General features: G+C 43.1%; 27 protein-coding genes. 10 read left to right on the top strand and 17 right to left on the bottom strand.

Going from position 1 to position 24,212, the window contains the following annotated elements:
• Positions 1–22 precede the first annotated feature (22 nt).
• The 10 genes from ACX5J7_RS10245 (at position 23) to ACX5J7_RS10200 (ending at position 9,224) form a co-directional block, all read left to right on the top strand.
• Positions 23–184, top strand: coding sequence for a cbb3-type cytochrome oxidase subunit 3 (locus ACX5J7_RS10245; RefSeq protein WP_012518547.1), 162 nt, complete (start codon positions 23–25; stop codon positions 182–184).
• A 16-nt stretch (positions 185–200) separates the two neighbouring features.
• The gene (gene ccoP, locus ACX5J7_RS10240; RefSeq protein WP_015067289.1) at positions 201–1,154 is read left to right on the top strand and encodes a cytochrome-c oxidase, cbb3-type subunit III; all 954 of its coding nucleotides are present in this window, start codon (positions 201–203) and stop codon (positions 1,152–1,154) included.
• Positions 1,155–1,422: 268 nt separating this feature from the next.
• A complete protein-coding gene (locus ACX5J7_RS10235) occupies positions 1,423–1,902 on the top strand; it encodes a FixH family protein (RefSeq protein WP_015067290.1) in 480 nt (159 codons plus the stop codon).
• Positions 1,902–4,292 (top strand): heavy metal translocating P-type ATPase, encoded by a 2,391-nt coding sequence (locus tag ACX5J7_RS10230; protein ID WP_474115598.1) that lies wholly within the window; start codon positions 1,902–1,904, stop codon positions 4,290–4,292. The genes ACX5J7_RS10235 and ACX5J7_RS10230 overlap by 1 nt, the downstream gene beginning before the upstream one ends.
• 1 nt (position 4,293) lies before the next feature.
• Positions 4,294–4,524 carry a cbb3-type cytochrome oxidase assembly protein CcoS gene (gene ccoS, locus ACX5J7_RS10225; RefSeq protein WP_012518553.1) on the top strand — a complete coding sequence of 77 codons (231 nt, stop codon included), beginning with the start codon at positions 4,294–4,296 and terminating at the stop codon, positions 4,522–4,524.
• Complete coding sequence (locus tag ACX5J7_RS10220) at positions 4,511–5,170, top strand: sulfite exporter TauE/SafE family protein (RefSeq protein WP_278384991.1); 660 nt, start codon at positions 4,511–4,513, stop codon at positions 5,168–5,170. The genes ccoS and ACX5J7_RS10220 overlap by 14 nt, the downstream gene beginning before the upstream one ends.
• A gap of 45 nt (positions 5,171–5,215) precedes the next feature.
• Positions 5,216–5,956, top strand: a complete 741-nt coding sequence (gene fnr / locus ACX5J7_RS10215) for a fumarate/nitrate reduction transcriptional regulator Fnr (RefSeq protein WP_278384993.1) — start codon at positions 5,216–5,218, stop codon at positions 5,954–5,956.
• Positions 5,957–6,206: 250 nt separating this feature from the next.
• Entirely contained in the window at positions 6,207–7,130 is a 924-nt protein-coding gene (gene uspE / locus ACX5J7_RS10210; protein ID WP_012518556.1) for a universal stress protein UspE, read from the top strand.
• 114 nt (positions 7,131–7,244) lie between these two features.
• On the top strand, positions 7,245–8,198 hold the full coding sequence (gene ttcA, locus ACX5J7_RS10205; protein WP_012518557.1) for a tRNA 2-thiocytidine(32) synthetase TtcA: 954 nt from the start codon (positions 7,245–7,247) through the stop codon (positions 8,196–8,198).
• Positions 8,199–9,224 (top strand): patatin-like phospholipase family protein, encoded by a 1,026-nt coding sequence (locus ACX5J7_RS10200; protein WP_278384996.1) that lies wholly within the window; start codon positions 8,199–8,201, stop codon positions 9,222–9,224.
• Positions 9,225–9,227: 3 nt separating this feature from the next.
• Here ACX5J7_RS10200 and ACX5J7_RS10195 read toward each other — a convergent pair whose 3' ends face one another.
• The 17 genes from ACX5J7_RS10195 to ACX5J7_RS10115 all read right to left on the bottom strand — a co-directional run bounded on the left by ACX5J7_RS10195 (position 9,228) and on the right by ACX5J7_RS10115 (position 23,922).
• Complete coding sequence (locus ACX5J7_RS10195) at positions 9,228–9,875, bottom strand: DUF2987 domain-containing protein (RefSeq protein WP_015067295.1); 648 nt, start codon at positions 9,873–9,875, stop codon at positions 9,228–9,230.
• The gene (locus ACX5J7_RS10190) at positions 9,872–10,663 is read right to left on the bottom strand and encodes a glucosaminidase domain-containing protein (protein ID WP_041912893.1); all 792 of its coding nucleotides are present in this window, start codon (positions 10,661–10,663) and stop codon (positions 9,872–9,874) included. Before ACX5J7_RS10190 ends, ACX5J7_RS10195 begins: the two co-directional genes overlap by 4 nt.
• Positions 10,656–11,387 (bottom strand): hypothetical protein, encoded by a 732-nt coding sequence (locus ACX5J7_RS10185; protein WP_023559722.1) that lies wholly within the window; start codon positions 11,385–11,387, stop codon positions 10,656–10,658. Before ACX5J7_RS10185 ends, ACX5J7_RS10190 begins: the two co-directional genes overlap by 8 nt.
• A gap of 82 nt (positions 11,388–11,469) precedes the next feature.
• A complete protein-coding gene (locus ACX5J7_RS10180; RefSeq protein WP_012518563.1) occupies positions 11,470–12,096 on the bottom strand; it encodes a LysE family translocator in 627 nt (208 codons plus the stop codon).
• A 12-nt stretch (positions 12,097–12,108) separates the two neighbouring features.
• A complete protein-coding gene (cobB, locus tag ACX5J7_RS10175; RefSeq protein WP_257720488.1) occupies positions 12,109–12,882 on the bottom strand; it encodes a Sir2 family NAD+-dependent deacetylase in 774 nt (257 codons plus the stop codon).
• 54 nt (positions 12,883–12,936) lie between these two features.
• Complete coding sequence (locus ACX5J7_RS10170; RefSeq protein ID WP_024016348.1) at positions 12,937–13,767, bottom strand: sulfurtransferase; 831 nt, start codon at positions 13,765–13,767, stop codon at positions 12,937–12,939.
• Positions 13,768–13,839: 72 nt separating this feature from the next.
• Positions 13,840–14,340 (bottom strand): thiol peroxidase, encoded by a 501-nt coding sequence (tpx, locus tag ACX5J7_RS10165; protein ID WP_012518566.1) that lies wholly within the window; start codon positions 14,338–14,340, stop codon positions 13,840–13,842.
• A 74-nt stretch (positions 14,341–14,414) separates the two neighbouring features.
• Complete coding sequence (locus ACX5J7_RS10160) at positions 14,415–15,107, bottom strand: tRNA-uridine aminocarboxypropyltransferase (RefSeq protein WP_012518567.1); 693 nt, start codon at positions 15,105–15,107, stop codon at positions 14,415–14,417.
• 280 nt (positions 15,108–15,387) lie between these two features.
• Positions 15,388–15,744 (bottom strand): hypothetical protein, encoded by a 357-nt coding sequence (locus tag ACX5J7_RS10155; protein ID WP_498707072.1) that lies wholly within the window; start codon positions 15,742–15,744, stop codon positions 15,388–15,390.
• The gene (locus tag ACX5J7_RS10150) at positions 15,744–16,427 is read right to left on the bottom strand and encodes a hypothetical protein (RefSeq protein ID WP_498707070.1); all 684 of its coding nucleotides are present in this window, start codon (positions 16,425–16,427) and stop codon (positions 15,744–15,746) included. The genes ACX5J7_RS10155 and ACX5J7_RS10150 overlap by 1 nt, the downstream gene beginning before the upstream one ends.
• 1,012 nt (positions 16,428–17,439) lie before the next feature.
• A complete protein-coding gene (locus tag ACX5J7_RS10145) occupies positions 17,440–19,020 on the bottom strand; it encodes a DUF927 domain-containing protein (protein ID WP_498707078.1) in 1,581 nt (526 codons plus the stop codon).
• A complete protein-coding gene (locus ACX5J7_RS10140) occupies positions 19,017–20,300 on the bottom strand; it encodes a DUF6371 domain-containing protein (protein WP_498707068.1) in 1,284 nt (427 codons plus the stop codon). Before ACX5J7_RS10140 ends, ACX5J7_RS10145 begins: the two co-directional genes overlap by 4 nt.
• A 358-nt stretch (positions 20,301–20,658) precedes the next feature.
• A complete protein-coding gene (locus ACX5J7_RS10135; protein ID WP_498707066.1) occupies positions 20,659–20,949 on the bottom strand; it encodes a hypothetical protein in 291 nt (96 codons plus the stop codon).
• Positions 20,949–21,173 (bottom strand): helix-turn-helix transcriptional regulator, encoded by a 225-nt coding sequence (locus tag ACX5J7_RS10130; protein WP_057791886.1) that lies wholly within the window; start codon positions 21,171–21,173, stop codon positions 20,949–20,951. The genes ACX5J7_RS10135 and ACX5J7_RS10130 overlap by 1 nt, the downstream gene beginning before the upstream one ends.
• Before the next feature lie 767 nt (positions 21,174–21,940).
• Complete coding sequence (locus ACX5J7_RS10125) at positions 21,941–22,450, bottom strand: hypothetical protein (protein ID WP_498707064.1); 510 nt, start codon at positions 22,448–22,450, stop codon at positions 21,941–21,943.
• 15 nt (positions 22,451–22,465) lie between these two features.
• On the bottom strand, positions 22,466–22,807 hold the full coding sequence (locus ACX5J7_RS10120) for an STAS-like domain-containing protein (protein ID WP_498707062.1): 342 nt from the start codon (positions 22,805–22,807) through the stop codon (positions 22,466–22,468).
• Positions 22,804–23,922, bottom strand: coding sequence for a hypothetical protein (locus ACX5J7_RS10115; RefSeq protein WP_498707060.1), 1,119 nt, complete (start codon positions 23,920–23,922; stop codon positions 22,804–22,806). Before ACX5J7_RS10115 ends, ACX5J7_RS10120 begins: the two co-directional genes overlap by 4 nt.
• Positions 23,923–24,212: the final 290 nt, after the last annotated feature.

Genomic DNA, 24,212 nt, shown 5'->3' with positions numbered 1-24,212 from the left:
CTTGGCACACATTTGAAATAATATGGATCAAGGAATTGTAGGCAGCATTTTTACTGTCATCGTCTTTGTAAGCTTCATCGGTGTTGTGTGGTGGGCGTTTAGCGGCCGCAACAAGAAGAAATTCGACGAAGCAGCAAACTTACCGTTTGCAGACGAAGAAAAAGAAAAATCAAAAGAAGATTAGCAGGAGTCTCGAACTCATGAGTATGTTTTGGACAATTTGGATTTCAGTGATAACCCTAGGGTTAATCATTGGTTGCTACTTCCTTCTACGCTGGACCCTTGCGAACAAGACCGGTGTACCTGAAGGTGAGTCAATGGGCCACAAATTCGATGGTATTGAGGAGTTGAATAATCAACTTCCTCGCTGGTGGACAATTATGTTCTACATGACCATCGTTTGGGGCTTTTTATATCTAGCGCTTTATCCTGGCCTAGGTGCATATGAAGGTATTTTGGGTTGGAAGAGTTCTAACCAAAATATTCAGTCGCTAGAAGAGTCAGTTCAGGCGCGTATTGACGCAAAAGAGCAAGGCTACCTAGTGGAGTATGACCGTGAACTTGATTTCGCTGCTGAGAAGTTCGACCCGATCTTCGAAGCCTACGCGCAAGTTCCTGTTGAAGAACTGGCTAAAGACCCAGAAGCAAATAAAGTAGGTCAGCGTTTATTCCTACAAAACTGCTCTCAGTGTCACGGTTCAGATGCACGTGGTCAGAATGGCGGCTTCCCTAACCTAACGGACAACGACTGGTTGTACGGTGGTTCAGGTGCGAAAATCGTAGAAACCCTTACGCTTGGTCGTCAAGCAGCAATGCCTGCATGGCTTGATGCTATGGGTGAAGACGGTATCGAAGAAGTCGTTAACTATGTACTTAGCTTAAGCGGTCGCGATGTAGACCCACAGCTTGCTGAAGCGGGTAAAGCGCGTTTCGCAGCATGTGCGGCATGTCACGGTATGGACGGTAAAGGTAATCAGGCACTAGGTGCACCAAACCTTACTGACAATATCTGGCTATACGGCGGCAGCCACAGAGCGGTCACTGAAACACTAACTTATGGTCGTAACGGTGTAATGCCTTCATTCAAGAAAACCTTGGGTGATGATAAAATTCACGTAGTTGCGGCATACGTTTACAGCCTTTCAAATGATTAATGATTTAAATCATTAAATATCTCAAAAAGCCTCGTTACTACGGGGCTTTTTTTATGAGAAAATACAGACATATAATTTGCGTACGCTACAACGTTATAAAACGCGTATTTGTCGCTTAGCAGCACGTAGCACACATCCTATTTTAACTAACGTAAATAGTATAAATGCCTATATCCAACGCCATAGTTATGGTTATTGCTTTAACTGAGTTCTGTTTAAGCAGTATTAATACCTATGTTGTTAGCGTAGTAACCACGAGAAAAGTTGAATGAATAGACCCTGGTATAAAGAGTTTTGGCCCTGGTTTTTAATTGCCGTCCCTATCATTACCCTTATTATGGGTGGTGTACTGTTAAACCTAGCCATTTCCACTGAAGATAGTTTAGTGGTCGACGATTACTACAAAGAAGGGAAAGCGATTAATGCGCGCTTGGATAAAGAAGCCATAGCCCGTCGCATGAATATCACTACCGACTTGACCATTAAAGATGGAAGTATTGCCCTTGAGTTTCACTCTGGCATTCCACAAGACGGCAATGCGGTGAAACTTAACTTCTATCATGTAACGCTTGAAGAGCGTGATGTCAGCGTACTACTTAGCCGCGATGCTAGTGGTATCTACCGAGGGTATGTTGAAGAAAGCCTCGACGGCAAGTGGCGGGTCTCACTTACGCCTATTGACGATAGCTGGAAAATTCAAAATATCCTCTACCTTCCCCACGCTGGCAAAATGAAATTCAATCCATAATGGCCACGCACGACTGTTATCACTGTGGCCTGCCCATTGCGAGTCACGAGGAAGGAAAGTTTAATACAGTTATTCTAGGTCAGCAGCGCGATATGTGCTGCCCAGGCTGCTTAGCTGTTGCCGAAGCAATCGTAGACAACGGGCTTGAAGACTACTATCAATTCAGAACTGAGCCTGCGCAAAAATCTGACGATGGGATTCTTGAGACCCTCGATAAATTAAAAGTTTATGACGACCCGTCACTGCAAGAAGAATTTGTGTTCGAGGAAGGTCAAGATAAACAAATTCAACTGACCCTTGAGGGTATTACGTGTGCTGCTTGTGGCTGGCTTATTGAAAAGCAGCTGTCTAAGGTAGAAGGCATAAAGCAAGTGGCGGTCAACGTACAAGAGCGCCGCGCACTGGTTACTTGGTCTCCATTTCAAATCAAACTTAGCCAAATTCTTTCTACGCTCAAACGAATCGGCTACGTTGGCTCGCCTTTCCACCCCGATGAACACGAAGCCAGCTATAAGCGAGAACAAAAAACATTTTTAAAAAAACTGGGGCTTGCCGGCATCATGACTATGCAGGTGATGATGCTAATGACCGGGCTTTATTTCGACTGGTTCGGGGCTATAGAACTTGAAACTCGTCAGTATTTCTACTGGGTAGCCCTGACACTTACCACCCCTGTAGTGCTTTATTCAGGCAGTACGTTTTATGTAGGCGCAGCAAAAGCCCTAAGTGCAAGAACAGTTAATATGGATGTGCCGGTCTCACTGGCTATTTTCGGCACCTATATTGCGGGAATTCGCTCTACGGTACTAGAGCAAGGTGAAGTGTATTTCGAATCGATCTGTATGTTCATCTTTTTGTTGCTACTCAGTCGCTTTTTAGAGCATCGCAGCCGTCAACGTGCTGCGCAAATATCCGCCAATATGATGCAATACGTGCCTGTGTCTGCCACTAAGCTAGAAGCTAACGACAGCGTAACAGAATGTTTAGCAAAGCAGTTAAAAATAGATGACATTGTGCTGGTTAAGCCAGGGGAAACCATTCCCATAGACGGTTTGGTAACACAAGGGAGCGCTGCCGTTGACGAGTCGATGCTTACCGGCGAATTCAATCCGGTGCGAAAGTCAGCCAATAGCACCGTTTATGGCGGTACTGTTTGTCAGGACGGCACATTAACGGTAAAAGTTACTCAGACACTTAAAAATGCGTTGGTAAATCAAATTGTCCGCCTTCAGGCAAGCGCTATGGCGAGTAAGCCTAAAGCGGCACAATTAGCCGATAACTTTTCCCGTTATTTCGTGAGCGCCGTACTGGTTATCTCAGCGTTAACTTACGGGTTTTGGTACGTAAACGGCAGTGACGATGCCTTTTGGATCACTATATCTGTGCTGGTAGCAACCTGTCCTTGCGCGTTAGGTTTAGCCACGCCTTCAGCGCTAACCTGCGCTATGGCGAAATTAAACCGCCAAGGCATTTTGCTAAAACGCGCCGACGCCCTCGAGCAGATCACTAATATCGACACCATAGCATTGGATAAAACCGGCACCCTGACTCAAGGCAAGTTCACGATTTCCAATGCGTGGTTTGCTGACGGAATTGATAGCGAAAGCGCTATGGCGATAGCCTGCGCGCTTGAAGCTCGTTCCGAACACCCAATCGCGAAGGCCTTTAACGGTAAGGTATCACACAAGGTGGATAATTTTTCCGTAACGCCTGGGGGTGGCATTAGCGGTGTAATCAATGATACACATTTTTCAATGGGCTCTGCCGCATTTAGCCTGGCTAACTTACCATCATCAGATACTTACCCATCAGCCAATGTATTTTTAACAGTAAAAGGGCAAATCATTGCTGCTTTTGAAGTACGTGACACCCTTCGTGACGATACCCATGAAACTCTAGATATCTTGTCGCAAAGCCATACCCTTGCGGTATTAAGTGGTGACACCCAACAAAACGTTGATACGCTAACCGCGCCTTTGCCCATAAAAACGGCGAAAGGCGGCTTAACACCTGAACAAAAATACGAAGCGGTTCAGCAAATGCAGCAAGGGGGAGCCAAAGTAATGATGATGGGCGACGGCATTAACGATGCACCTGTACTTGCCAGTGCAGATGTTGCCATTGCAGTGGGTAACGCAACGGACGTTGCCAAAACGGCTGCTGACGTTATATTGCTGGGCGATCAACTGTTATCTGTACCAGCGCTAATTAAAACCTCACATCAAGTGAAACAGAAAATAAGACAAAACATCGGCTGGGCTGTGGGATACAACCTTTTAATATTGCCTTTCGCCGTGTCTGGTTTACTTTCTCCATGGATGGCGGTTGTGGGTATGTCATTAAGCAGTATCATTGTAGTTACAAACTCAACGCGACTTTTGAGCAAATAGCATGAGTATTATTTACGTATTAATTCCTATCGCCATCATTATTGTGGCAGTCGCTATTGTCATTTTCTTTTGGGCGGTAAAAACCAATCAGTTCGAGGATTTAGACCGCCAAGGCTATAGCATTCTTTTTGACGATGACTTATCGCCAGAAGAGAAAAAACTGGCCGAACAGCGCAAACAAATACAAGAAGATAAGGCAGCAAAAAGCCAAGAAGATAATGGACGGGATTAATTACTTTTCTGCCTTTCTTATAGGTTTAGCAGGAGGCGTACATTGTGTAGGCATGTGCGGCGGTATTGTTGCAGCGCTTAGAATGGTATCGCCAAAGGGGGCATCGGCATTGCCCTACACCCTCGCCTACAACATGGGACGCATTACTAGCTATACACTAGCAGGGGCCATTACCGGTGCGCTTGGAAAAATAGCTGCTGACTTCGTACCGCTTGCTAATTATGCCCTCTCTCTTCTAAGCGGCATCATGTTGCTTTTACTCGCTTGTTACTTAGGGAAATGGTGGACGGGTTTATCGGTCTTAGAAAACGCGGGCAAAGGCCTGTTTGCAAAGCTTCAGCCTTTATCAAAACGATTTCTTCCTTTCAAAACGCCGTTAAGCGCGGTTCCCTACGGCTTTATATGGGGCTGGCTACCATGTGGATTGGTCTATTCAACGCTAACCTGGTCTCTGGCAGCGGGTAATGCATTGCAAGGCGCTGGCATTATGTTTTTCTTCGGTTTGGGAACGTTACCCACACTGTTAGCCGCAAGTGCCGGTAGCCAGTATCTTGTTCAAAGCTTTCAGCACAGCTATGTGAGACAAGTCATAGCTGTGATAATGGCCATATATGCCACTTATCTAATTTATGGCGCATTCATGTGAAAATGCGTGTACTATAATCATGTGTACATTAAGAGAGTCAGTCTTATGAGCAAAGGAAGCGAATTTTCAATACATTGTCAGAACTGTAGTTTCAGTCACCTCTGTTTACCTGTTGCATTGAATAAGACAGAAATAGAGTCTCTCGACGATATCATAGAGCGCAAAAAGCCCCTTCATAAAGGTGATACCCTTGTTCAAACCGGCGATAAGTTTGAGTCGTTATATGCAGTAAGAACCGGGTCATTTAAATCGTTTGTGACTAACTCTGAAGGTGAAGAGCAAATAACGGGGTTTCACTTTCCCGGTGACATCATTGGCTTTGATGCCCTTCGAGAAAACAAGCACCAAAGTTACACAATGGCTCTAGAAACCGCCATGGTGTGCGAGTTGCCCTACGAAACGCTTGACGAAATGTCGATGCAGCTTCCTAAATTACGCCATCAAATTATGAGCTTTATGAGTGCAGAGATTAAACATGATCACGATTTGATAATGCTTCTCAACAAACGCACGGCTGAAGAACGCCTTTTGTATTTTATCTCTCATTTATCTCAGCGTTTTGAAGAACGCGGTTTTTCACACAGAGAATTTCACCTTACGATGACGCGTAACGAGATAGGTAACTATCTTGGCTTAACGATAGAGACCATCAGTCGCTTATTAAGTCGTTTCCAAAAAGAAGATATTATTAAAGTTGAAGGTAAACTTATTACGATTGTGGACTTTGAACGCCTTAATACCAAGCTAGAAGTGCTTAACGGCCCGAGTATAGTGTGTAACGGCTAATGTGGTCTAACTCGGTTAAATGGGGTTATCTTCCTAAAAGCGCGCATTCAGCGCGCTTTATACTCCTACTCCCATAACCCTTTTTTCCCATTATTGGCAATGACGCTATACATTGTTGCTTGCCTTGCAATATAAAATACTTGATCTAAAACAACTTACGTTTTCCACATTGTCGTTTATAGTTAGTACAAGTTACTGTTGAACGTTACCGTTCACACAGCCACGACCAAACTTCGTATTAGGGGGAGTTATGATTGAGTGTAAACGAATCCTTGCGGTAGTCGATGCCGAGCGAGATAACCAGCCCGCGTTAAGTCGCGCTTATGAATTAGCATCAAAGACCGGGGCCTCTGTAACTGCGATTATGGTGGTTTACGACTTGTCTTATGATATGACCACTATGTTAAGTCCAGATGAGCGAGAAGCCATGCGAGATGCTGTTACCAATGAGCATGCTAAATGGCTCTCTGGGCAGCTTAAAGAACAAGGCTTCGGTGAAACTGACATCGTGGTTGAATGGAACAATCGTGCCTACGAATCGATTATCTATTACACACTTAAGAATCAAATTGACCTTGTTGTAAAAGCCACTAAAAAGCATGACGACCTGGCTTCCGTTATTTTTACACCTACCGATTGGCATTTAATGCGTAAGTGTCCGCGCCCCGTTTTATTAGTTAAAGAGCATGATTGGCCAGAAGGCGGCGAGATCATTGCCGCTGTAAACGTCGGCAGTGAAGACGAAGAACATGCTGCGCTTAACGACAAGATTACCGTTATCGCCAATGATTATGCGGCCTTGCTAAAAGGTAAGGTTAATTTAGTCAATAGCTTCCCTTCTACGCCACTTAATATTGCTATCGAGGTGCCCGAATTTGACCCTGATACCTATCATGACGCGGTAAAAAATCATCATAAGAAAGAAATGAAAAGCCATGCGTTAAAGTACGGCATTGCAGATGAAAAATGTGTTGTCAGAGAAGGGCTACCTGAAAAAGTCATTCCACAAGTGGCAAAGACATTAGACGCCGAACTCGTCATTATAGGCACTGTAGGCCGTGTTGGTCTTTCTGCCGCGCTTATTGGGAACACGGCGGAGCATGTTATTGATGAGCTAAATTGTGACGTATTGGCTATCAAGCCAGACGGATTCGAGTCGCCGTTAAGTGTGTGATGCCATTAACCTTACGAGCAACCTTTTATGCGTAAATTTAAGAATACAGGCATGGTCTAGAAAAGGCCCTTTATTGTATAATGCTTGCTTTATCACGAACCAAGCTAGTTAATTATGAGTTTAGGCACAAGCAGTGCTGATGCGTCGGTACTAAACGCAGCGCAAAGTAAGCAAAAGTACAACTTCAACAAACTTCAGAAGCGCCTTCGCCGCAATGTGGGTAAAGCCATAGGCGATTTCGGTATGATTGAAAACAATGACAAAGTCATGGTGTGTTTATCTGGCGGTAAAGATAGTTACACCATGCTGGACATTTTATTGTTTTTAAAGAAGATTGCGCCTATTCACTTCGACATAGTTGCGGTAAACCTTGACCAGAAGCAACCAGGGTTCCCTGAGCATGTATTGCCTGAATATCTAGAGCGTATTGGTGTTGATTACAAAATTGTAGAAGAAGACACCTACTCTATTGTTAAAGATAAAATTCCTGAAGGTAAAACCACCTGTTCACTTTGTTCAAGACTGCGCCGCGGTATTTTATATCGCACCGCAAAAGAACTCGGCGCAACAAAAATAGCCCTTGGTCACCACCGTGACGATATGTTGGAAACCTTTTTCCTAAATATGTTTCACGGCGGAAAGCTGAAGTCCATGCCGCCAAAACTAGTCAGCGATAATGGCGAGCATATCGTTATTCGTCCGCTCGCCTACTGTACAGAAAAAGACATCGTAAAATATTCACAAGCCGTAGAGTTTCCTATTATTCCTTGCAACCTATGCGGTTCCCAAGAGAATTTACAGAGACAAAATATTAAAGCCATGCTTCAAGACTGGAACAAACGCTTTCCGGGCCGAATAGAGTCAATGTTTAGCGCTCTTCAAAATGTAGCGCCATCTCACTTAGTAGATAACAACTTGTACGATTTTAAAGGTATTACCACCCAAGATGGCCCCGTTGAAGATGGCGACATTGGATTTGATCAACCTTCTTTTACCACGAACAGCAACGCTGCTTTAGCAACCGAAGAAAGCGCGATTGAAGTGGTAAACATTGTGGAACCTAAATAGATGAAAATAGGACTTGCGTTAGGCGCTGGTGCAGCACGAGGCTGGACCCATATAGGTATCATTCAAGCCTTAGAAAAGCTGGGCGTTAAAATAGACGTTGTTGCCGGCTGCTCCATTGGCGCTTATGTTGGTGCTGCCTATGCAAGTGGCAAGCTGGAAGGCTTAAAAGAGTGGGCGTGTTCATTAAGCGACTGGCAAGTGCTTGCTCTTATGGGAGTTGGGCTTAGGCGTGGTGGCATAGCTAGCGGACAAAAGGTTTTTGACAAGCTTGCTAGCGAGTTTTGTGAATCTAGCTATGAAGATATGATTAAACCTTTTGCGACCGTGGCTACTGACTTATACACAGGTCGTGAAGTGGTGTTTAACTCAGGTCCTATTGGCGATACCATTCAAGCATCTTGCGCTATTCCTGCCCTCTTTGCGCCCGTAGCTCATGGAGACCGTTGGTTAGTCGACGGTGCGGTCGTAAATCCTGTTCCTGTCAATTTGTGCCGTCAATTAGGCGCAGATTTTGTCATCGCGGTTAACCTAAATGCCGACTTTAGGCCTCTTCGCCTTGAAAAGTTAAGACAGGATCACGAAGAAAATCAGCGTAAGACCGAAGACTTTTTTACCAAAAGCCAAAACGTATTGCGTCAATGGTTTTCCCCCGACAGTAAACAAGATGATAAAAGTATCGAGGATAAAGAAGAGCCTAACGCCGATGCAGCCAAAAACGTTAAAACCGAAGAAGGTATTGCCGCAGATGTTATCGATAAAGTAGAAGAAGAGTTTACCGAAGTTCCTGTCAAGGTAAACAAGCGCAACCCACCGGGCATAATGAGCGTGATGAGCAGTTCATTAGAGATCCTGCAGGCGCGCGTTACACGCTCTCGTCTGGCTGGCGATCCGCCGGATATCTTAATTGAACCTCAGTTGACAGACGTGGGTATTATGGAGTTTCACAGAGCTGAAGAGCTGTGCGCGAAGGGAGAAGAGACCATCGCGCGTTTAGCCGAACAGATTAGGTATCAGTTACTTACGTAATAACTAGCTTGACGCCATAGCCGTAACACGAAGGGGCGCATGAGGCAAAGTCAATCCTTTTGCGCCATCAATCCACTCTTGTTCAAGGTGCAATACGCCATTATTTATCTGTACACCTTGCGGGGTAATAAAATCTAAATTCTTATCGTCAAATTGAATCATTAAGCCTTTTACAGAAGGCATCATGAAAGACAAAAAACTCCCCATTTCATTAAAGAAAGCTTCGTATTGCCCGTACAAAAACGTAAGGTCATCTTTTGTATAATATTGCTTTAGGTATTCCGGTTTTGTTTCAAGTTGAACCGACATATCGCACACATTGGCTCGTTCGCCTAAATCAATGCGCACCAGTGCGTTGGCTAGCTTCAGGGCTTTTTCGGTGGGAACGGTAAAGCGCCCTTCTTCACTTACAGTAAGTGCCATCGTTTTCTTATCAGTCACTATAGCTGCGCCATTAACTTCACAGAGGCGCCCTTCGCCTACGCGTACAAAACCAAACGCAAATTGAAGCGCTTGTGTATCTTCGTTATCCAGTTTTTTAACATGGCTATAGAAACGACTGTACTCAACGTCAATCGTTTCTGCAGCTACCGGTGAGATGCCAAAACCGACAAGTAGGGATGAAGCTAAAAATAAGGCAGCGCGTTTCATTCGGATAAAAACTCCTCGTTAAATCGAATCATTGTTTGAAGCTCTTCCACATAAGCGGCTCCGCGCTCTGAGTAGTTCATTAGCCCTTCCGCCAATGCCACTCCAGTAATAGGTATTTGGTTCGCCCTTAATCGACTGCGAATTTCTCTTAAATCGGCATAGGCGTCGTGTCTGTTTAAATTTCGCATGTAGGTATAGGTCGCTCTCGACAAGCTGTCGAATTTAGCCACTTCGTGAGAAGCGCCGTCGTTTCGTCGGCTTGGCACAAAACCACACCCTTTTGAGAAGCACCACAATCCAAAGAAATTGTACCCTTTTCTGGCAAACCGGCTCGTACCCCACGCAGACTCGTTCGCCGCCTGAACTAGTACTAATTCTGCTGGCAATACATCAATTTTTTGCAGTAGCGCTAACAACTTGGTTTTAAGGGGCTGAGTTGCTTTTACTCGATATTCTTCTTCAAGCCACTCAAGTCTTGCAACATCTTCTTCAGTTAAAGGCTCATCTGCCAATGCCTTTCTATAAAGTGTTTGCACATAGTGCCTAAGGGTTAAGAGATAGGCATTTTGCTTTTCTACTTCGGGGCGTAGATAATCAAAAAACGCTTCCTTTTTCTCTTTGACATTGGTGTAAACAGAGAAATCTGGAACTGGCTTTGTCGCCTTTGTCGTTTGGGGTATTGCTAAAATATCAGGTTCGTCTTCGGTAAAGATAATGGCGTTAATAACAATGACCGCCAGCACCCCTAGCGTTATAAGAACAATTTTGAATGTTTCACGTTTATGCATCAAAGCTCGACTCATTTACATCATTTTCAGATGCTTCCGTGCCCACTCCTTGTTCGCCTATTAGTTCCTGATAAAGCAAACCCATTGTACTAAAATAAAAGGGAAGTACCCAAATAAGCGAGAAACCGAAGGTTAACGGCACTGTCGCAAACAGTAAAAAGAACACCCCAAATATGCTGGCTATTTGTGCCCAATAAGCATTAAACACGCGGCAAGAGAGAATGATGGCGCTAATCGGTGTTAGCTTCCTATCGGCAACTAACATCAGCGAAAAAGACGAGGCGAGATAAAAGTAAACGCCAGGCAGAATAAGCAGCACCACACCAAGTTGTACCAGTATGCTATTAACGAGTTGAGTGAGAGCTAACAGCAATAAAAGCGGAAAAAACTGAAATACCGTAAACACCGATGTTTTGACACCACGGGCAACGAAGACCCCCATCATATACAGGCCTGTCAGCAAGGGCGCGACTATACAGATAGCGACAATTTCAATGATAGACTGGTGTTCAAAAACGTATGTTCCGTCGTCGTTTATCGTAATGTACTGCTGCGCAAAAACCCCTAACACAACGAAGGTTAAGAACAGAACAACGCTGCCTTGTAATAACGAAGAAAAGTTAGCTTTGGTTAAACCCGCAGCACGGCGCAATAGCCCTTTAATATCAAATACATACTGTTTAGCTAACGTACTGTTCAGGCGGTCAGGATTTACGTCTCTCACACAACTCTCATATATTTTTGGGAAATCGGCGGTATTATACCAATTCACAAAAACAAATGCCTGTTTGTATGGTAAACAAAAGTTAACCTAATACTAGTTTTGCTGCTAACCCTACTAAAAGTACGCCCATAGCTCGGTCTAACCAGTAACCTTTTTTACCAATAAGCTCGGCAACCTTGCTAGTGCTAAGTAAATAAGAAAGAAAGCAAAACCAAAGCCCAGTAGCAATCGCTAAATAAATGCCATAACCAAGCTTAACGCTAAATGGGGTTTCAATGCTGATAATAGCGGTAAAAAGAGACAGGAAGAAAAGCGTTGCCTTCGGGTTAAGCCCATTAGTGAGAAAGCCCATCCACACCGCACGTTTCACTGAAATTTGCGATGTTTTGCTTTCTGAGTTCACTACCTCGTTTTGCTTCACCGGGCCACTTCTTAGCGCACCGAACGCAAGGTAAAGTAAATAGGCGGCGGCGGCATAGCTAAACGTTGTAAATAGCCATGGGGTAGTAGCAATAACCACGCTTAACCCAACAAGCGAATAAGCAACGTGAAGTAAAATGGCTAAACCAATTCCCACGCTAGTAAACATGGCGGTGCGACGACCGTAAGCAACACTATTGCGCACCACAACGGCAAAGTCGGGCCCTGGACTTGCAACAGCAACAAGGTGTACTAGTGCGATGGTGAGAAATTCATTCATATACTGCATGCGTTGCGCCCCCTACAGCGCATAATTTGATAGTAGTTCATTTACCCATTCAGGTACTATTTGAGAAGCCGGCCCTGTTAACGATTGGTCAAATAACGCATTGGTTGCGCCCGGCGCTAGGTTTGCTTCAATCGTGTATGCACCCGACTCTTTCGCGATCTGAACAAAACCTGCAGCCGGATACACGTTGCCCGATGTACCAATAGCAATAAAAATGTCAGCTTGGGCTAACGCCGTGTATATCTCGTCCATATACAGGGGCATTTCACCAAACCACACAATATCGGGTCGCAATGTTACTCGATGACAACAAGGGCACTTTGTAGTGTGATCAAAGCTATCGCGCCACACAAAAGACTGCTGCGAAATGGCGCAGCGGGCCGACAGAAGTTTGCCGTGCATATGGTAAACCGACTTGCTGCCACCGCGCTCGTGCAAGTCATCAACGTTTTGTGTAACTACCATGAGATCGTCGCCCAACGCTTGTTCCAATTTAGCTAACGCTTGGTGCGCAGCATTGGGTTGTACATCATCTTGCTGAAGCTGGGCGCGGCGGGCATTGTAAAAGCGATAGACTAAGCTTGGGTTTTGTTCAAAGGCTTCAGGTGTGGCCACTTCTTCAACGCGGTGGTTTTCCCAAAGCCCGTCGTTATCTCGAAACGTTTTTAGCCCTGATTCGGCAGAGATACCCGCCCCAGTAAGCACAACAATTTTAGGGTTCGTTAAGGTATTATCAGCAGGCATGTCAGTCCATCTTTCTCTGCATTTAAATAATGGGTGAGTAATTGTAAACCGATATGTTTAACGGTGAAATACGCATTGTTAAGGTGAGCGCTTTTTTTATTCGTCTGTTACCACAGGATAGTGTGTACCTGCGCCCCACTCTGACCATGAGCCATCGTAAACAGACACTTGTGTTGCGCCGCACATAAGCGCAGCGACACCAATAATACAGGCCGTTACTCCCGAGCCACAGGTGCATATAATAGGTTTTCGCAAATCGATATGAGCCCCCTTAAATACGTTTTCTAGTTCGCTTACGGGCAGAAAATGACCGTTTTTGAGTAGTGTATCGAAAGGAACATTGAACGCACCCGGCATGTGCCCTGCTCTTACCCCCTTGCGCGGTTCTGAAATTTCACCTTTAAAACGCGCACTACTGCGCGCATCCACAAGCTGCGCATCAGTATTTAGCGCCTGCAAAACAGCGCTAGAGTTTGAGAACCAACCCGGGCGCGGCGTGGCCTGATACGTTAACTTTCCGTACTGCTGTTGTTCAGAAACAGGTAAGCCGGCATTTTCCCATGCGGGTTGACCACCGTTTAATAGGTAGACATCACTATGGCCTAATGCTTTGAGCATCCACCACACTCGAGGAGCGGTATAAATACCTCGTGTATCGTATACAACGATTGGTGTATTGGCCGTTACACCTTGATTCCCCAAATAAATTGCAAGGTCTTCGGCTGAAGGCATGCTGTGGGGAAAACCCGTGGTGTGATCGCTTCCTTCACTGTCTAAATCAAAATCAACTGATGCGGGTAACACCATCGCTTTTCGCGTATCCGGTGTTTTCGAAACGGGATCGTCCATGAGTGCGCGTAAAAGCGTAATGGGCTTTTGTTGCATTGAACTTGCTAATTCAGCTACTGAAAGCAAAACCGAAGACATGTTATTTCTCCTGAAAGGCACTCAGTTAATTGAGTGCCTTATCACAACTGCCGTTTTTAATTTGGCGGTGCTTTATTCGCTTAGTGCAGCAATAGCTGCATCGTAGTTTGGCTCTTCTGTTGTTTCAGCAACTTGTTCTGTGTAAACAACTTTGCCTTCAGTATCAATAACAACAACCGAACGGGAAAGTAGACCGGTAAGCGGCGCTGACTCAAACGTTACGCCGTAGTCATCGCCGAAGGTTGAGCGGAATGTAGAACCTGTAAGTACGTTTTCAATACCTTCAGCACCGCAAAAACGCCCAGCCGCAAACGGTAGATCTGCTGAAACACAAATAACAGTGGTATTATCTAGTTTTGCCGCTTCCTCATTAAATTTACGAACCGACATAGCGCACGTACCGGTATCGATTGAAGGAAAAATATTTAGAACAATGTTTTTCCCCGCAAGCTCAGACAGTGTTACTTCGCCCAAATCTGCTTTCACTAGAGTGAAGTCAGGTGCTTTCGCGCCAACTTCTGGTAGCTGACCAATAGTTGAAACTGCATTACCTTGAAAAGTAACTGATGCCATTCGCTTTCTCCATGTTTTGTTAAGTTAAAATAGTGGATGTAAAACAATACTTTCGCAAATAAAAGTGACGCTTTTTATACGTTTTCTTTAACCTGCGCTTCTGCAAATGCGAGTTTGTGTTGTAAGTGGGGTTTCCCTTTAAGGTACTCCCGCCTGAAAACACTGAAATAGTGGGCCAAAGTTTCCGCCCCCTTTTTTTGTTCAGCCAACGCCAAGACACTTATCCCAACTTCTGCGGTGCAGTGTTGAAATGCATGTGTTGATTCTCTCAATAAATAATCCGATGCCACTTCACTGCTTACGCCAAGTACTGGCAAGCAATGTAAATAAGGGCTTTTCGAAAACATTTTTTTAGCTTCACGCCACGTACCATCCAAAAAGATAAATAGTAACGTTTTGCCGGTATTCAATGGTGGAGCGTCAATACAACGTTCAACTGCAGCATATTCGTGTGGAAATACCACAATGGGAAAATATTTATCGTCGCTTAACAGTTTCAGTAGCGCTTCATCAGGTTCGGTTCGTCTCCACAAAAACGCATGGTTGTCTTTAACCACATCCGCTATCAAACGACCTGTATTGGTAGGTTTATAGTACTCGCCTTTGTACATTAAAAACAAAACCGCCACGTCTGTGCCAGCTTCAGGTTTAAATTCGCAAATACAATTTTGCGCTGGAAGCAAACACGCATCGCAGCGAATTACTTTACTACCACGGGCGTGAAAGGGACGTTCAGCACGAGATAACTCATCTAAACGCAATGACATAACTGAATTCAAGATAGTAGGTCTTAGCCAAAATTTTTATGGATTTTACCATAGTAATTCATAGCGACTTGAATATTTAAGCTAGTTTGGAATTTGAAACTAAGAAATGGTGCCGGGGCCGAAGTTAAAAAATAAACCTAACCGATTGATTTAATCAATTATTTTAAAGGTTGCTAACCATTTATAGCACCAAATGTAGCACCAATTAACTTGCTTTGCCTCATATAATCGAGGTATCGCTGGTGGTTATAAAAAATTAACTATATATAGCGAAACGGTATTATTTTTCTTCAAGTTCTTTCGAGCTTTCATTCGGTCCCTTCTCTATAACAGCGATACTTTCTGCTTGCTCCAATATTTTTGTCGCGTCCTCTGCTGAATAACCTTCTAGCCAAACACTGGTACCTTCTTTCGTTCTGATATTGATACGCCTATTTTTCTTATAACGAACCCACGCCAAACAAGCCACAGCTATTGCTCCAAAGCCGCCTTTTAATATTATCTCTATGGTTATTCCGGAGGCCATTACGCTTTCAGATAGATGAAATACTTTGCTATGTTTGAGCTGCGCTTCGTCTAATGCTTCGCAAAATGATTCAGTGGAACCTTTAAACGTGGTAACCCGTATTTTTTCCATTAATTTGTTTCCTGTTTGTCGTATTTTTTGGACTTCATGTAATCACTTTGCCATATCACCTGTAGGTCTTCTCTGGCATATTCTACTAGCAGCTTATGAGCTTTTATGCATTCGTTAAGCTGGTGGCATATATAGGAGGACCAGCTGTGGTATTCTTCACCAACACTTGGGTTTGTGCAATCGGGATCAAGAAGCTCCAAATCAATTTTAGCCTTTCTCCTTTCCTCCGCTTTTAGGTACCTGTCTATTGCGCTTAGCACTTCCTTATCAAGAAACAGGGTGCCGATAGTTTTTACTTCATTTTCAAGCATTGCATTGGCAGACTTGATCATCTTCTCTTTTTCACTAACCAGTGTTTTTGATGGTTGCGGCCTATCACTCTCGCTAGGCTTTAAGCTGTTCTCGACGATTTTGAGCGCATCAAGAATTGTTTCGAAGTTGGCTAGTGCATTAGAGTAAAACTCTTTCTTAATTTCCCACCTTTTCTGCGCAACCCATACGTCAGACATTATGTGCTGTTCGGTACTTTTCACCACTGTAGTTGTCTCGTGCAGCTGTAACTTTAAGTCCTCTAGGTTTTCCTTTGTAGCTAGGTCACTAGCCTTTTTTTTGATATAGGTAAATAAATACGCTGCAATAAGCCCATGCAAAAATACTACTAACCCGTAGCCCCACTCAGTCATATCTTTACACCTATTGTCGAAAGCATATTTTGATCCTTGTTAATTTGCACTATCGTTTCTAAATTTGCACTTTATTTTAGGCGTCAACCAAGAGTGCAAACGTTTTATTTAGCTGATAAATATACAGTTATTTCTATAATTTGCACTATTTGCACTTTTTGCAGTCGAAATATACCTATCTAACCCCGTGCCCCTTAACCTTTTGCTTTCACGCGAAGAGAAGCCCGATTCGACACACTGTATTTTGGTCTTGCCGTGTTGGGTATGAACAACAATAACGAGGTAAAACACAGTTAGCCTTTGGGTAATATTTATTAATTAGGTTTGGTATACAATACCTTAGTGCAAACGTTCAATCTTATGGGGTGATATAGCCACCGTTAATTAGAACCACAGCTGACATTTCAGACTAAGTATGGATTCACATATCATTTAAACTAATGATTTAATTGAATTTATCCTTGGTACAATACAACCCCCCTTCGAAAATTTCTATAGCTGTTAAAGAAACGCGGTCCCGTGTGCCGTATAACCCCCCCTCTCCAAAAGGACCCGTGAAAAAGCATAGGCAAATATCATAGTAAAGTGAGTTCGTTGGTAAAGGTTATGGTAGTGGATGTACACCATCGCACCTTACTCGATTGGTGTCTGTTTGAACGTCTTTACAACTGAAAGCGCGTTATGCCCCGTTGAGCAGGGTAGAAGGGAATAACACCCGACCTAGTAAAATAGAGTGCAAATAGTGCAAATAGTGCAAGCGGGAGTTGTAACCCTATGTTTATAAATACATATTTAGCATTTGCACTACTGCAAACGGCTATAAACAAAGTGCAAATAGGTACTGCATAGTGCAAATTTAATAAGATAAATGGTGCGTTATATGTGCTTACAGAGAAAGAAATGAACAGTTTAAGCAGTGGGGTTAGGTCATCAATCACATGCAACAATACTAAACCTGTATATCTAAACAGGCTTAGTATATTAAGCATCATCCATTGATATATACACATAATCAGGCTGACTTAGCTTGTTCAGCATCGTGTTGATCACTATCGCTTAAAGTCATTCTGTCTACAGCCTCAAAGAGTGAGGAAGCCTTGAACTTAATTACCTGTTGAGACTTACCACCAGTATTGGGTAGAGCTTCAGAGGTGTTAAGCTTCTTACGTTCTAGCTCTGACGGTCTGAGTATAGAAACGCTTAAATCTCTAAGCAGTCGAGCGGCCCTCTTCCCGTCAAAGCCTTTACACATAACATCCATAAATATGTCTTTGTACACGTAATACATATGGTCTGTAGTAGCGTCTTTATCAGGGTGTCTAGTGGTAATTTGCTCTCTATAGCCCCATGTTTCCAATTTGGCTGGTACATGCTCATCAATAATCATAGGGTCTTTGGCCCCACTTCTATCCCACCTTTTAAAGTGCTTTTCACCATAAAGCTTTATTTGCTTCGCCAGGTGATTAAGAAGCTGTATTTCTTCCACGTTCCCAGTACCACCACGAATATCTACCCACATTTTGAACAACGATATAGCCGATTGAATAGAATGGCCCTCGCTCCATCCAGTAATGCCAAAAGTTGAAGCAAGCTCACCAGCTAAACCCACCAGCGCAAATTTCTGAAAGGCCCTTACCGCTTGCCCACCAGCATCATTACCAAGCACCCGTTCTCTATAAGTTGCAATCTCTGCATGATGCACTTTGATTAGTTCGCCTAAGTCTGTACTGGTTAATTGCTTGATAAATTCTAAGAACGGTTCACCGTGGTACTTTTCACACGCCTTGTTCAAGTGATCAGACAATGCGGCCCCGTTTATAAAATTATGTGTGCTTGTGTATATGCCATTACGCTTTTTAAGTGCTTCGTCTTCGTGCTGTGAAGCTGGCAGAGAAAGAAAACGCATATGGACACCACCATTAACCGATTTGCCAATGCTGCCTAAGTAGTCATCAATAGTCTTTTCACCGTTCGATAAGAACGCCAGGTTCCAACGTTGTGTTTTCTTCTTAGCATAGTCAGGGCCAGAGCGGTTCTTTCCTTTACCGTTACCAACCATGTATATGATCCCCTCAATAGTAAGGGGGTTAGCTTCGTTCAGCTCATCGAGCGCCAATAGCATGTCTGAGTGCAGAGCTGCGGTATCTTCTAAAGCGTTATCAGTGGTACGCCATGAACCTTTAAATTCACTAGGCTTGCCATACACAGAGCAAGCAACATTCATTAACGTGGACTTACCTAACGAACTGTCACCGTAGAAGTGAAAGCCTACATTCTCAGAAAGCCCCATCAAGCTAACTAGGGGGCCAGTAAAGGCCAGAGACACAGCAAGAGTAAGTAAGGGGTTTCCTTCGCAATATGACGATATTTCACGTTGCCAATCTGATATAGCGCCAGCGACCTTTAATTTACAATCACGGGCGTTTTCATTGTCGTAGAGAAGCGGTGACTCTGTTTCGCCTATCGTTTGGTCTGGCAAAATGAAAGCATTCTTATGCCAACCTAATTTCTTAACTAACCCTACTCTATTGGTTATGTCAGGGCAGTTAAGGTAATCAATGAGTTTTCCTTTCTCTTGCGAGCGTGGCTCTATATGAAGCGCTTCTCTTGACCGTCATAGTCTTTAAAGCGTACAAGTACCCCCCAATCTTGACCAGAGCCACCAGCGTCACGGGTTAAGGCTAACAGTTCTAAAGGGGCGCATATTCGCTTGTATATCTCATTGCCTTTATCATCAGACTTGTAAAACGCTTCTACGCCGTTATCCGTTAATTTAAAGCCCTGAGGCACGTTAGGCTTAATATCGCTGGGGGCGTGTGTAACCGCCTCTTTTATGAATAGTTCACCATTTTTCTTTAACGCTTCTAAGTGTGCAGCGTCCCAACCTAGCTCAATCGCGTCCGCAGCATCTGCTTTATCGGGCCACGTGCAGTCTTCACCAAATAAAGGGGCACCTTCGCTTTCAGAAAGAGGGGTTTTAGCTAAGCTGTCTAAATCAATAATTCGAATGCTTGCTGCATCTAGTGATGTGAGTAAGTCCTTAAGCTCTTTAGTGCACGTAATACCGGCATTATCATTATCGGGCCATATGATTACATTGCGCCTAGCCAACGGTGTGAAATCTGCCTTACTGATAGACTTAGAGCCATTAGGCCACGTCATACAAACACAGCTAGGAAACAATGCTTTTGCAGCGTCAGCGGCCTTTTCTCCCTCTGTAAGAACTACTGTGGCCCTAGGGCGCTTGACTAGCTCATGTAATCCGTACAATGGACGGTTTACTTTTGGCATAGACCAGCGCCACCTAATTACACCTGTATCACGGTTGCTATAAAGAGCTAAGGGAGCAAACACCTTCTCTTTCTTGCCGTCGATGTGTTTATCAAAGCGCAGAACTTTAAGAATAAGCTGATTGTTCTCGTCTCTATATTCCCATGTAAAAGTAGGCAGGCCATGCTTTAGGTGTTTTTTAAAGCAACGCTTAACGAATTCGGGTGGCACAGGCGTTACGTGTAACCACTCTTCGCCATTCCTACGGGCATTTGTAGCGCTTTCGTTAGTCTTTGGTGCAACCCTATTACCATAGTTGAGTAAGTCGCTAAGCTCTTTGAATGCTTCGCCTTGAGGCTTGTTTGTTACATATGCCACCAGAGATATAACGTCTTGCCCTTTCGCTTCGCTATCTGCAAAGTCAGCCCAAACACCTGTATTGGTATTAATGCTGAATGAACCAGATTTTTTGTCTGCTCTTCTTGGGTTTAATGGCTTGTATTCATGGCCCTCATGCTTTCCATTAGGTAAGTAATGATGTAATACGCTATCAATGTTACTCAACGCATACTCATTTAGGCCTTTAAAATCTAACTTACCCATTAATACCTCTTCTTACTGCAAGACTTAGCTTTGTTTATTCTGCTCATTGATTGCGATTTCACATGAGCTGAGAAAAGGACCACAGGCTTTTGGGGTTTTCGTTTTTTTGTTTTAAAGGTTAGCCAATGCACCACACACGTAGCACCACAAGGTAAGTTGATAACCTCCCTAGGCAACTGTTTAATTTCGGTTGCTGGTGGATAGCAGAGGTATATTAAGTTGTTAACTGTGAATTGCTCTATAGGCTGACGGGCCAGACGCAACACTTCAAGAAAACCGAGTACTCTATGCTCACAATCCCCAATGATATACACGTGATCAGGTTTGAGGTGTTCTTTACTTGTTAGCTCTCGTAATTTCATAGGTCTAACCCCATTTGCTTAGCTTTGTTGCTTACAGAAAGAAGGTTGAAAGTTGCGGGGATTTCGTACACCAGGCATTTACCACCGTTATCCAATGAATGATGTTTAAACGTGAACTGAAGCTCTAAGTTACTAGAGGGGGCATATTCCAAATAGTAGCCCTCGTTCGCTGTTTCCATTACATCGCATGGGCCAGTACCGCGAGCAGCTCGAAAACCTATAACTTGATTTACAGTAGATCCCAGAAAATAGAAGTGATCAGGCTTGTACGGAATTGTCTTTTGCATTACTGCCCCCGTGATATTGCTATACGTTCAGCTTTCCATTGATTGATTTCAGAAAGTAGCCAGCCGCTAGCTCTACCGCCTAGGCTTATAGGAGAAGGAAACTGTGATTGTTTTATCAGTAGGTATATTGTGCTTTTTTTTAAGCCAGTGGTTCTTTCAACCTCTGGCATTCTCAGAATTGGGTCATCTGTTATAGGGGTATATGCGTTTGCGGTGTTAGTCATTCCAAATATCTCCACTTAAGACCAAATTGTTTAGAGTGGAGATATTAAATAAAACCGAAATGCCTAATAAGTGGGGATAAACCCGCAAATAAAGAATTAACCCCCCTGGGGGGATTTTAAGGTAAAAAAAGTAAAATCACCCTAGTCCATTGAGGCCTATCTTTTGTGTGCTCTATCAAATCAGCCGTAAGGTCTCTAATTGACTTAATGTCTACTTCACTATAAAAAGCATAAGAATAGGGTCTAAGGTGAAAGTCCCTGTGCAGTAAAAAACATTGTTTCGTGTTCTTCTTTCTAACCTAATGCTACAAGCAGATTAATATGGTTGGTAGCTTCGTAACGGTTCGTGCATATGGCTGGGGTGAGATAAAAGCTTTGCTTTCTTGAATTCCTAGGGCAAGAACTGTCTTAGAGCTAGCGATAGCGGAAATTGGTGAATGTATGATAGAGGTAACTAAGAGCCCTTTAAGCTCAAGCTTGCGAACGATGGTTGATAGTGGGAAGCACCGACACCCAAAAGGCTAGCGAGGAAAGGAGGCAAGAAAAGAATACTGCAGTAATCGGGCACTATGCGCGATTTGTTGACCTATCAAATAGCAGAACGAGCGCTCACGTTCGGAAGTAATCGAGAGTTTGCGACTACTCCCCAATTCGTTAGAGAAGAAGACAACATACCTGCTCGCCCATTTTTGGAGTTAACAACAGGGCCCCAGAATGATGCAGGCGAAATTGCAACCTATGAATACATCTTTAAAAACAATTGATTACTAATTTCCTATCCATATTTCTAACACCATGCCAGTAAAGGTGAGTACTAGTAAAGAAAGAAGTGCTCCATAAAGTTCAACCCTTCTATCTCGGAAAAATCGGACAATAGGACTCGTTTGAAAAAACAATTTATTATAAGCAATCTCAATCTGCCCGATCTCTTCTAACAAATTATCAGATTGGGAGAAGCGATATTCTTTATCGTTGATAGCTTTTTGTCCATCTATTCTCCTCATACTTAAAGCTGCAAAAGTATCTTCCCTAAGTTTATGGCCTGATAATTGGTTCAAAGATTTTGTACGTAACTCTATCCTAAAGGCAAAAGTGGACAATTTTGATTCAACTTCATTGCCATCAACACTATTCAGTTGCGGTAATTTATCCAGATAAGCTATACAATCCTCTAAACATAGAATACAAGCATCACGTGCTTTTGTTATGTCAGCTCTACGTATAGCTCTCGTGCTGACAAGATAGACTATACACCAACCAATAATACTAAATAACATAGTGTTCTTAATTAATTACTCGTCTAGCGAAGAAATAGATGCATCAATTCTTTCCTTGATTATCTCTTCTATGCTCTTAACCAAACTATGCTTGTACTGAAGATTTTTCGTAACTTCCTCTGCGGTAAAGTTCTCTTCTCTTATCAAACCTCCAAATGCTTCATCAAGAAACGAACGGCCGTATCTATTGTAACCGTCGAGATCTACATACAAAACTTCATTTTCTCCAATTGCCTTGCGTAAGCGTGGAGCTAAAAGTTGTTTTCTAAAGTTTTCACCACAGAGTTCGCCATCTTGTGGGTATCGACCATAAGGTCTGGAACCGAATTCACGAACTAAAGATAACTTATTAATCATTTTATTTGAATGTTCCATTGGATAAGAGTACCACCAAGATGACCAGGTAATGGTTGTGTAGTGGGTTCTTCACCTTTCTCTTTCAAGTATAACCCTTTACAACTTAGTACCCAAAGTTTTCCTTCATCAGTCTCTTCAATTAATTTTCTAATACTTTTACTTCCCTGACCATGCTTATCCTTTTGAGTACCAGATATGTCTGGTGTCATGGAAAGCATTATACTCTGTTGATCCGTAAGAATGCCTAGAGCAATAAATTTATCGGTGATACTAGTAAGGGTATTTTTCTCGACTCCGATTTTCAAGAGCTCGGTCATTACATCATTGAATTGTACCGGAAATAGATTTTGAAATTTACCTATGAAATACGGTTGTTTGACAACCGTTTTTGGAATTCCCACTCCTGTATCATAGATAGCTAAAAACAATTGGTTATCAATTACTTGGCAAAGCAGCCACCACTTTTTATCCATAATATCACGGCCTGGATAAGCATGCAGACCAACATTGTTTACAGTTTCTGAAATAGCATCACTATAAAAGTGTTCTTGGTCTGCTGTGGCATTTCCTTCAAGAACATGCTCAAGAATATAATCAATTAGCTCTTCAATACCTTTGTTATGCGTTCCACGGATCACCGGAAGCATCTTCATTTTAGTGAAGTCGAAAGATGTATCGCTTCCTTCTAAAAGCCTTAGGAGAAAACTTCTTCGAAGTTGGAGCCTAACTTTTTTACATGTTTTGGGAAGACTATATTTAAATTTTAAATTATCGACTTTAATCAATTCTTCACACTTAGCATACAAAATAACCAATGCAGCTGCATCAATTCGAACAGTTTCTGAGAAATCTAATAAAATACGATTTGATGGACTGTTGTTTCTAAGCTTTGATAAAAATTCAAGTGTTAATCGAAGAAAGTGCTCTCTCTCGTTATTTTTATCGTAAAGCACTAAATTTTTAGGAACAGGCATAATTGAGTAGCCCATAACAGTTTTGCTAGCTTTGAACTTCCTTTCATTATAAGACTTATCTTTTCTAGATAATCTCAGCTTTTCTCGTTTAGTTTGTATGCGATTTTGACGCTCATACTGATATATATTTGTTCTTTTCAAAGGTTATTCCATATCTCTTTGTCAGCCTAGCAGCCATCGTCCAGTAACTTTTATTATCAACCCCCGCGCGCCTCACCTGCTTTGCAATCCACATAGGGGGTCCTTCCGACAGCATCATAAACGCATAAGCCCGTCTGCATTAATAAAGACATCTATATGGTATAGCGAAGTTTTTCTAATTTAAGTTGCCACACGTACTTTCTCCATCCGTCAGCGTATTTGTACCTTTTCATCGTTCTAGGGTCAACGAATACTCTGCTACAATCAAAGAAGCTCGCAGATAGATAATG

The sequence above is a fragment of the Alteromonas infernus genome (assembly GCF_902705815.1).
The sequence above is the reverse complement of the archived record's forward strand: the minus strand, read 5'-3'. Positions and strand labels throughout refer to the sequence as shown.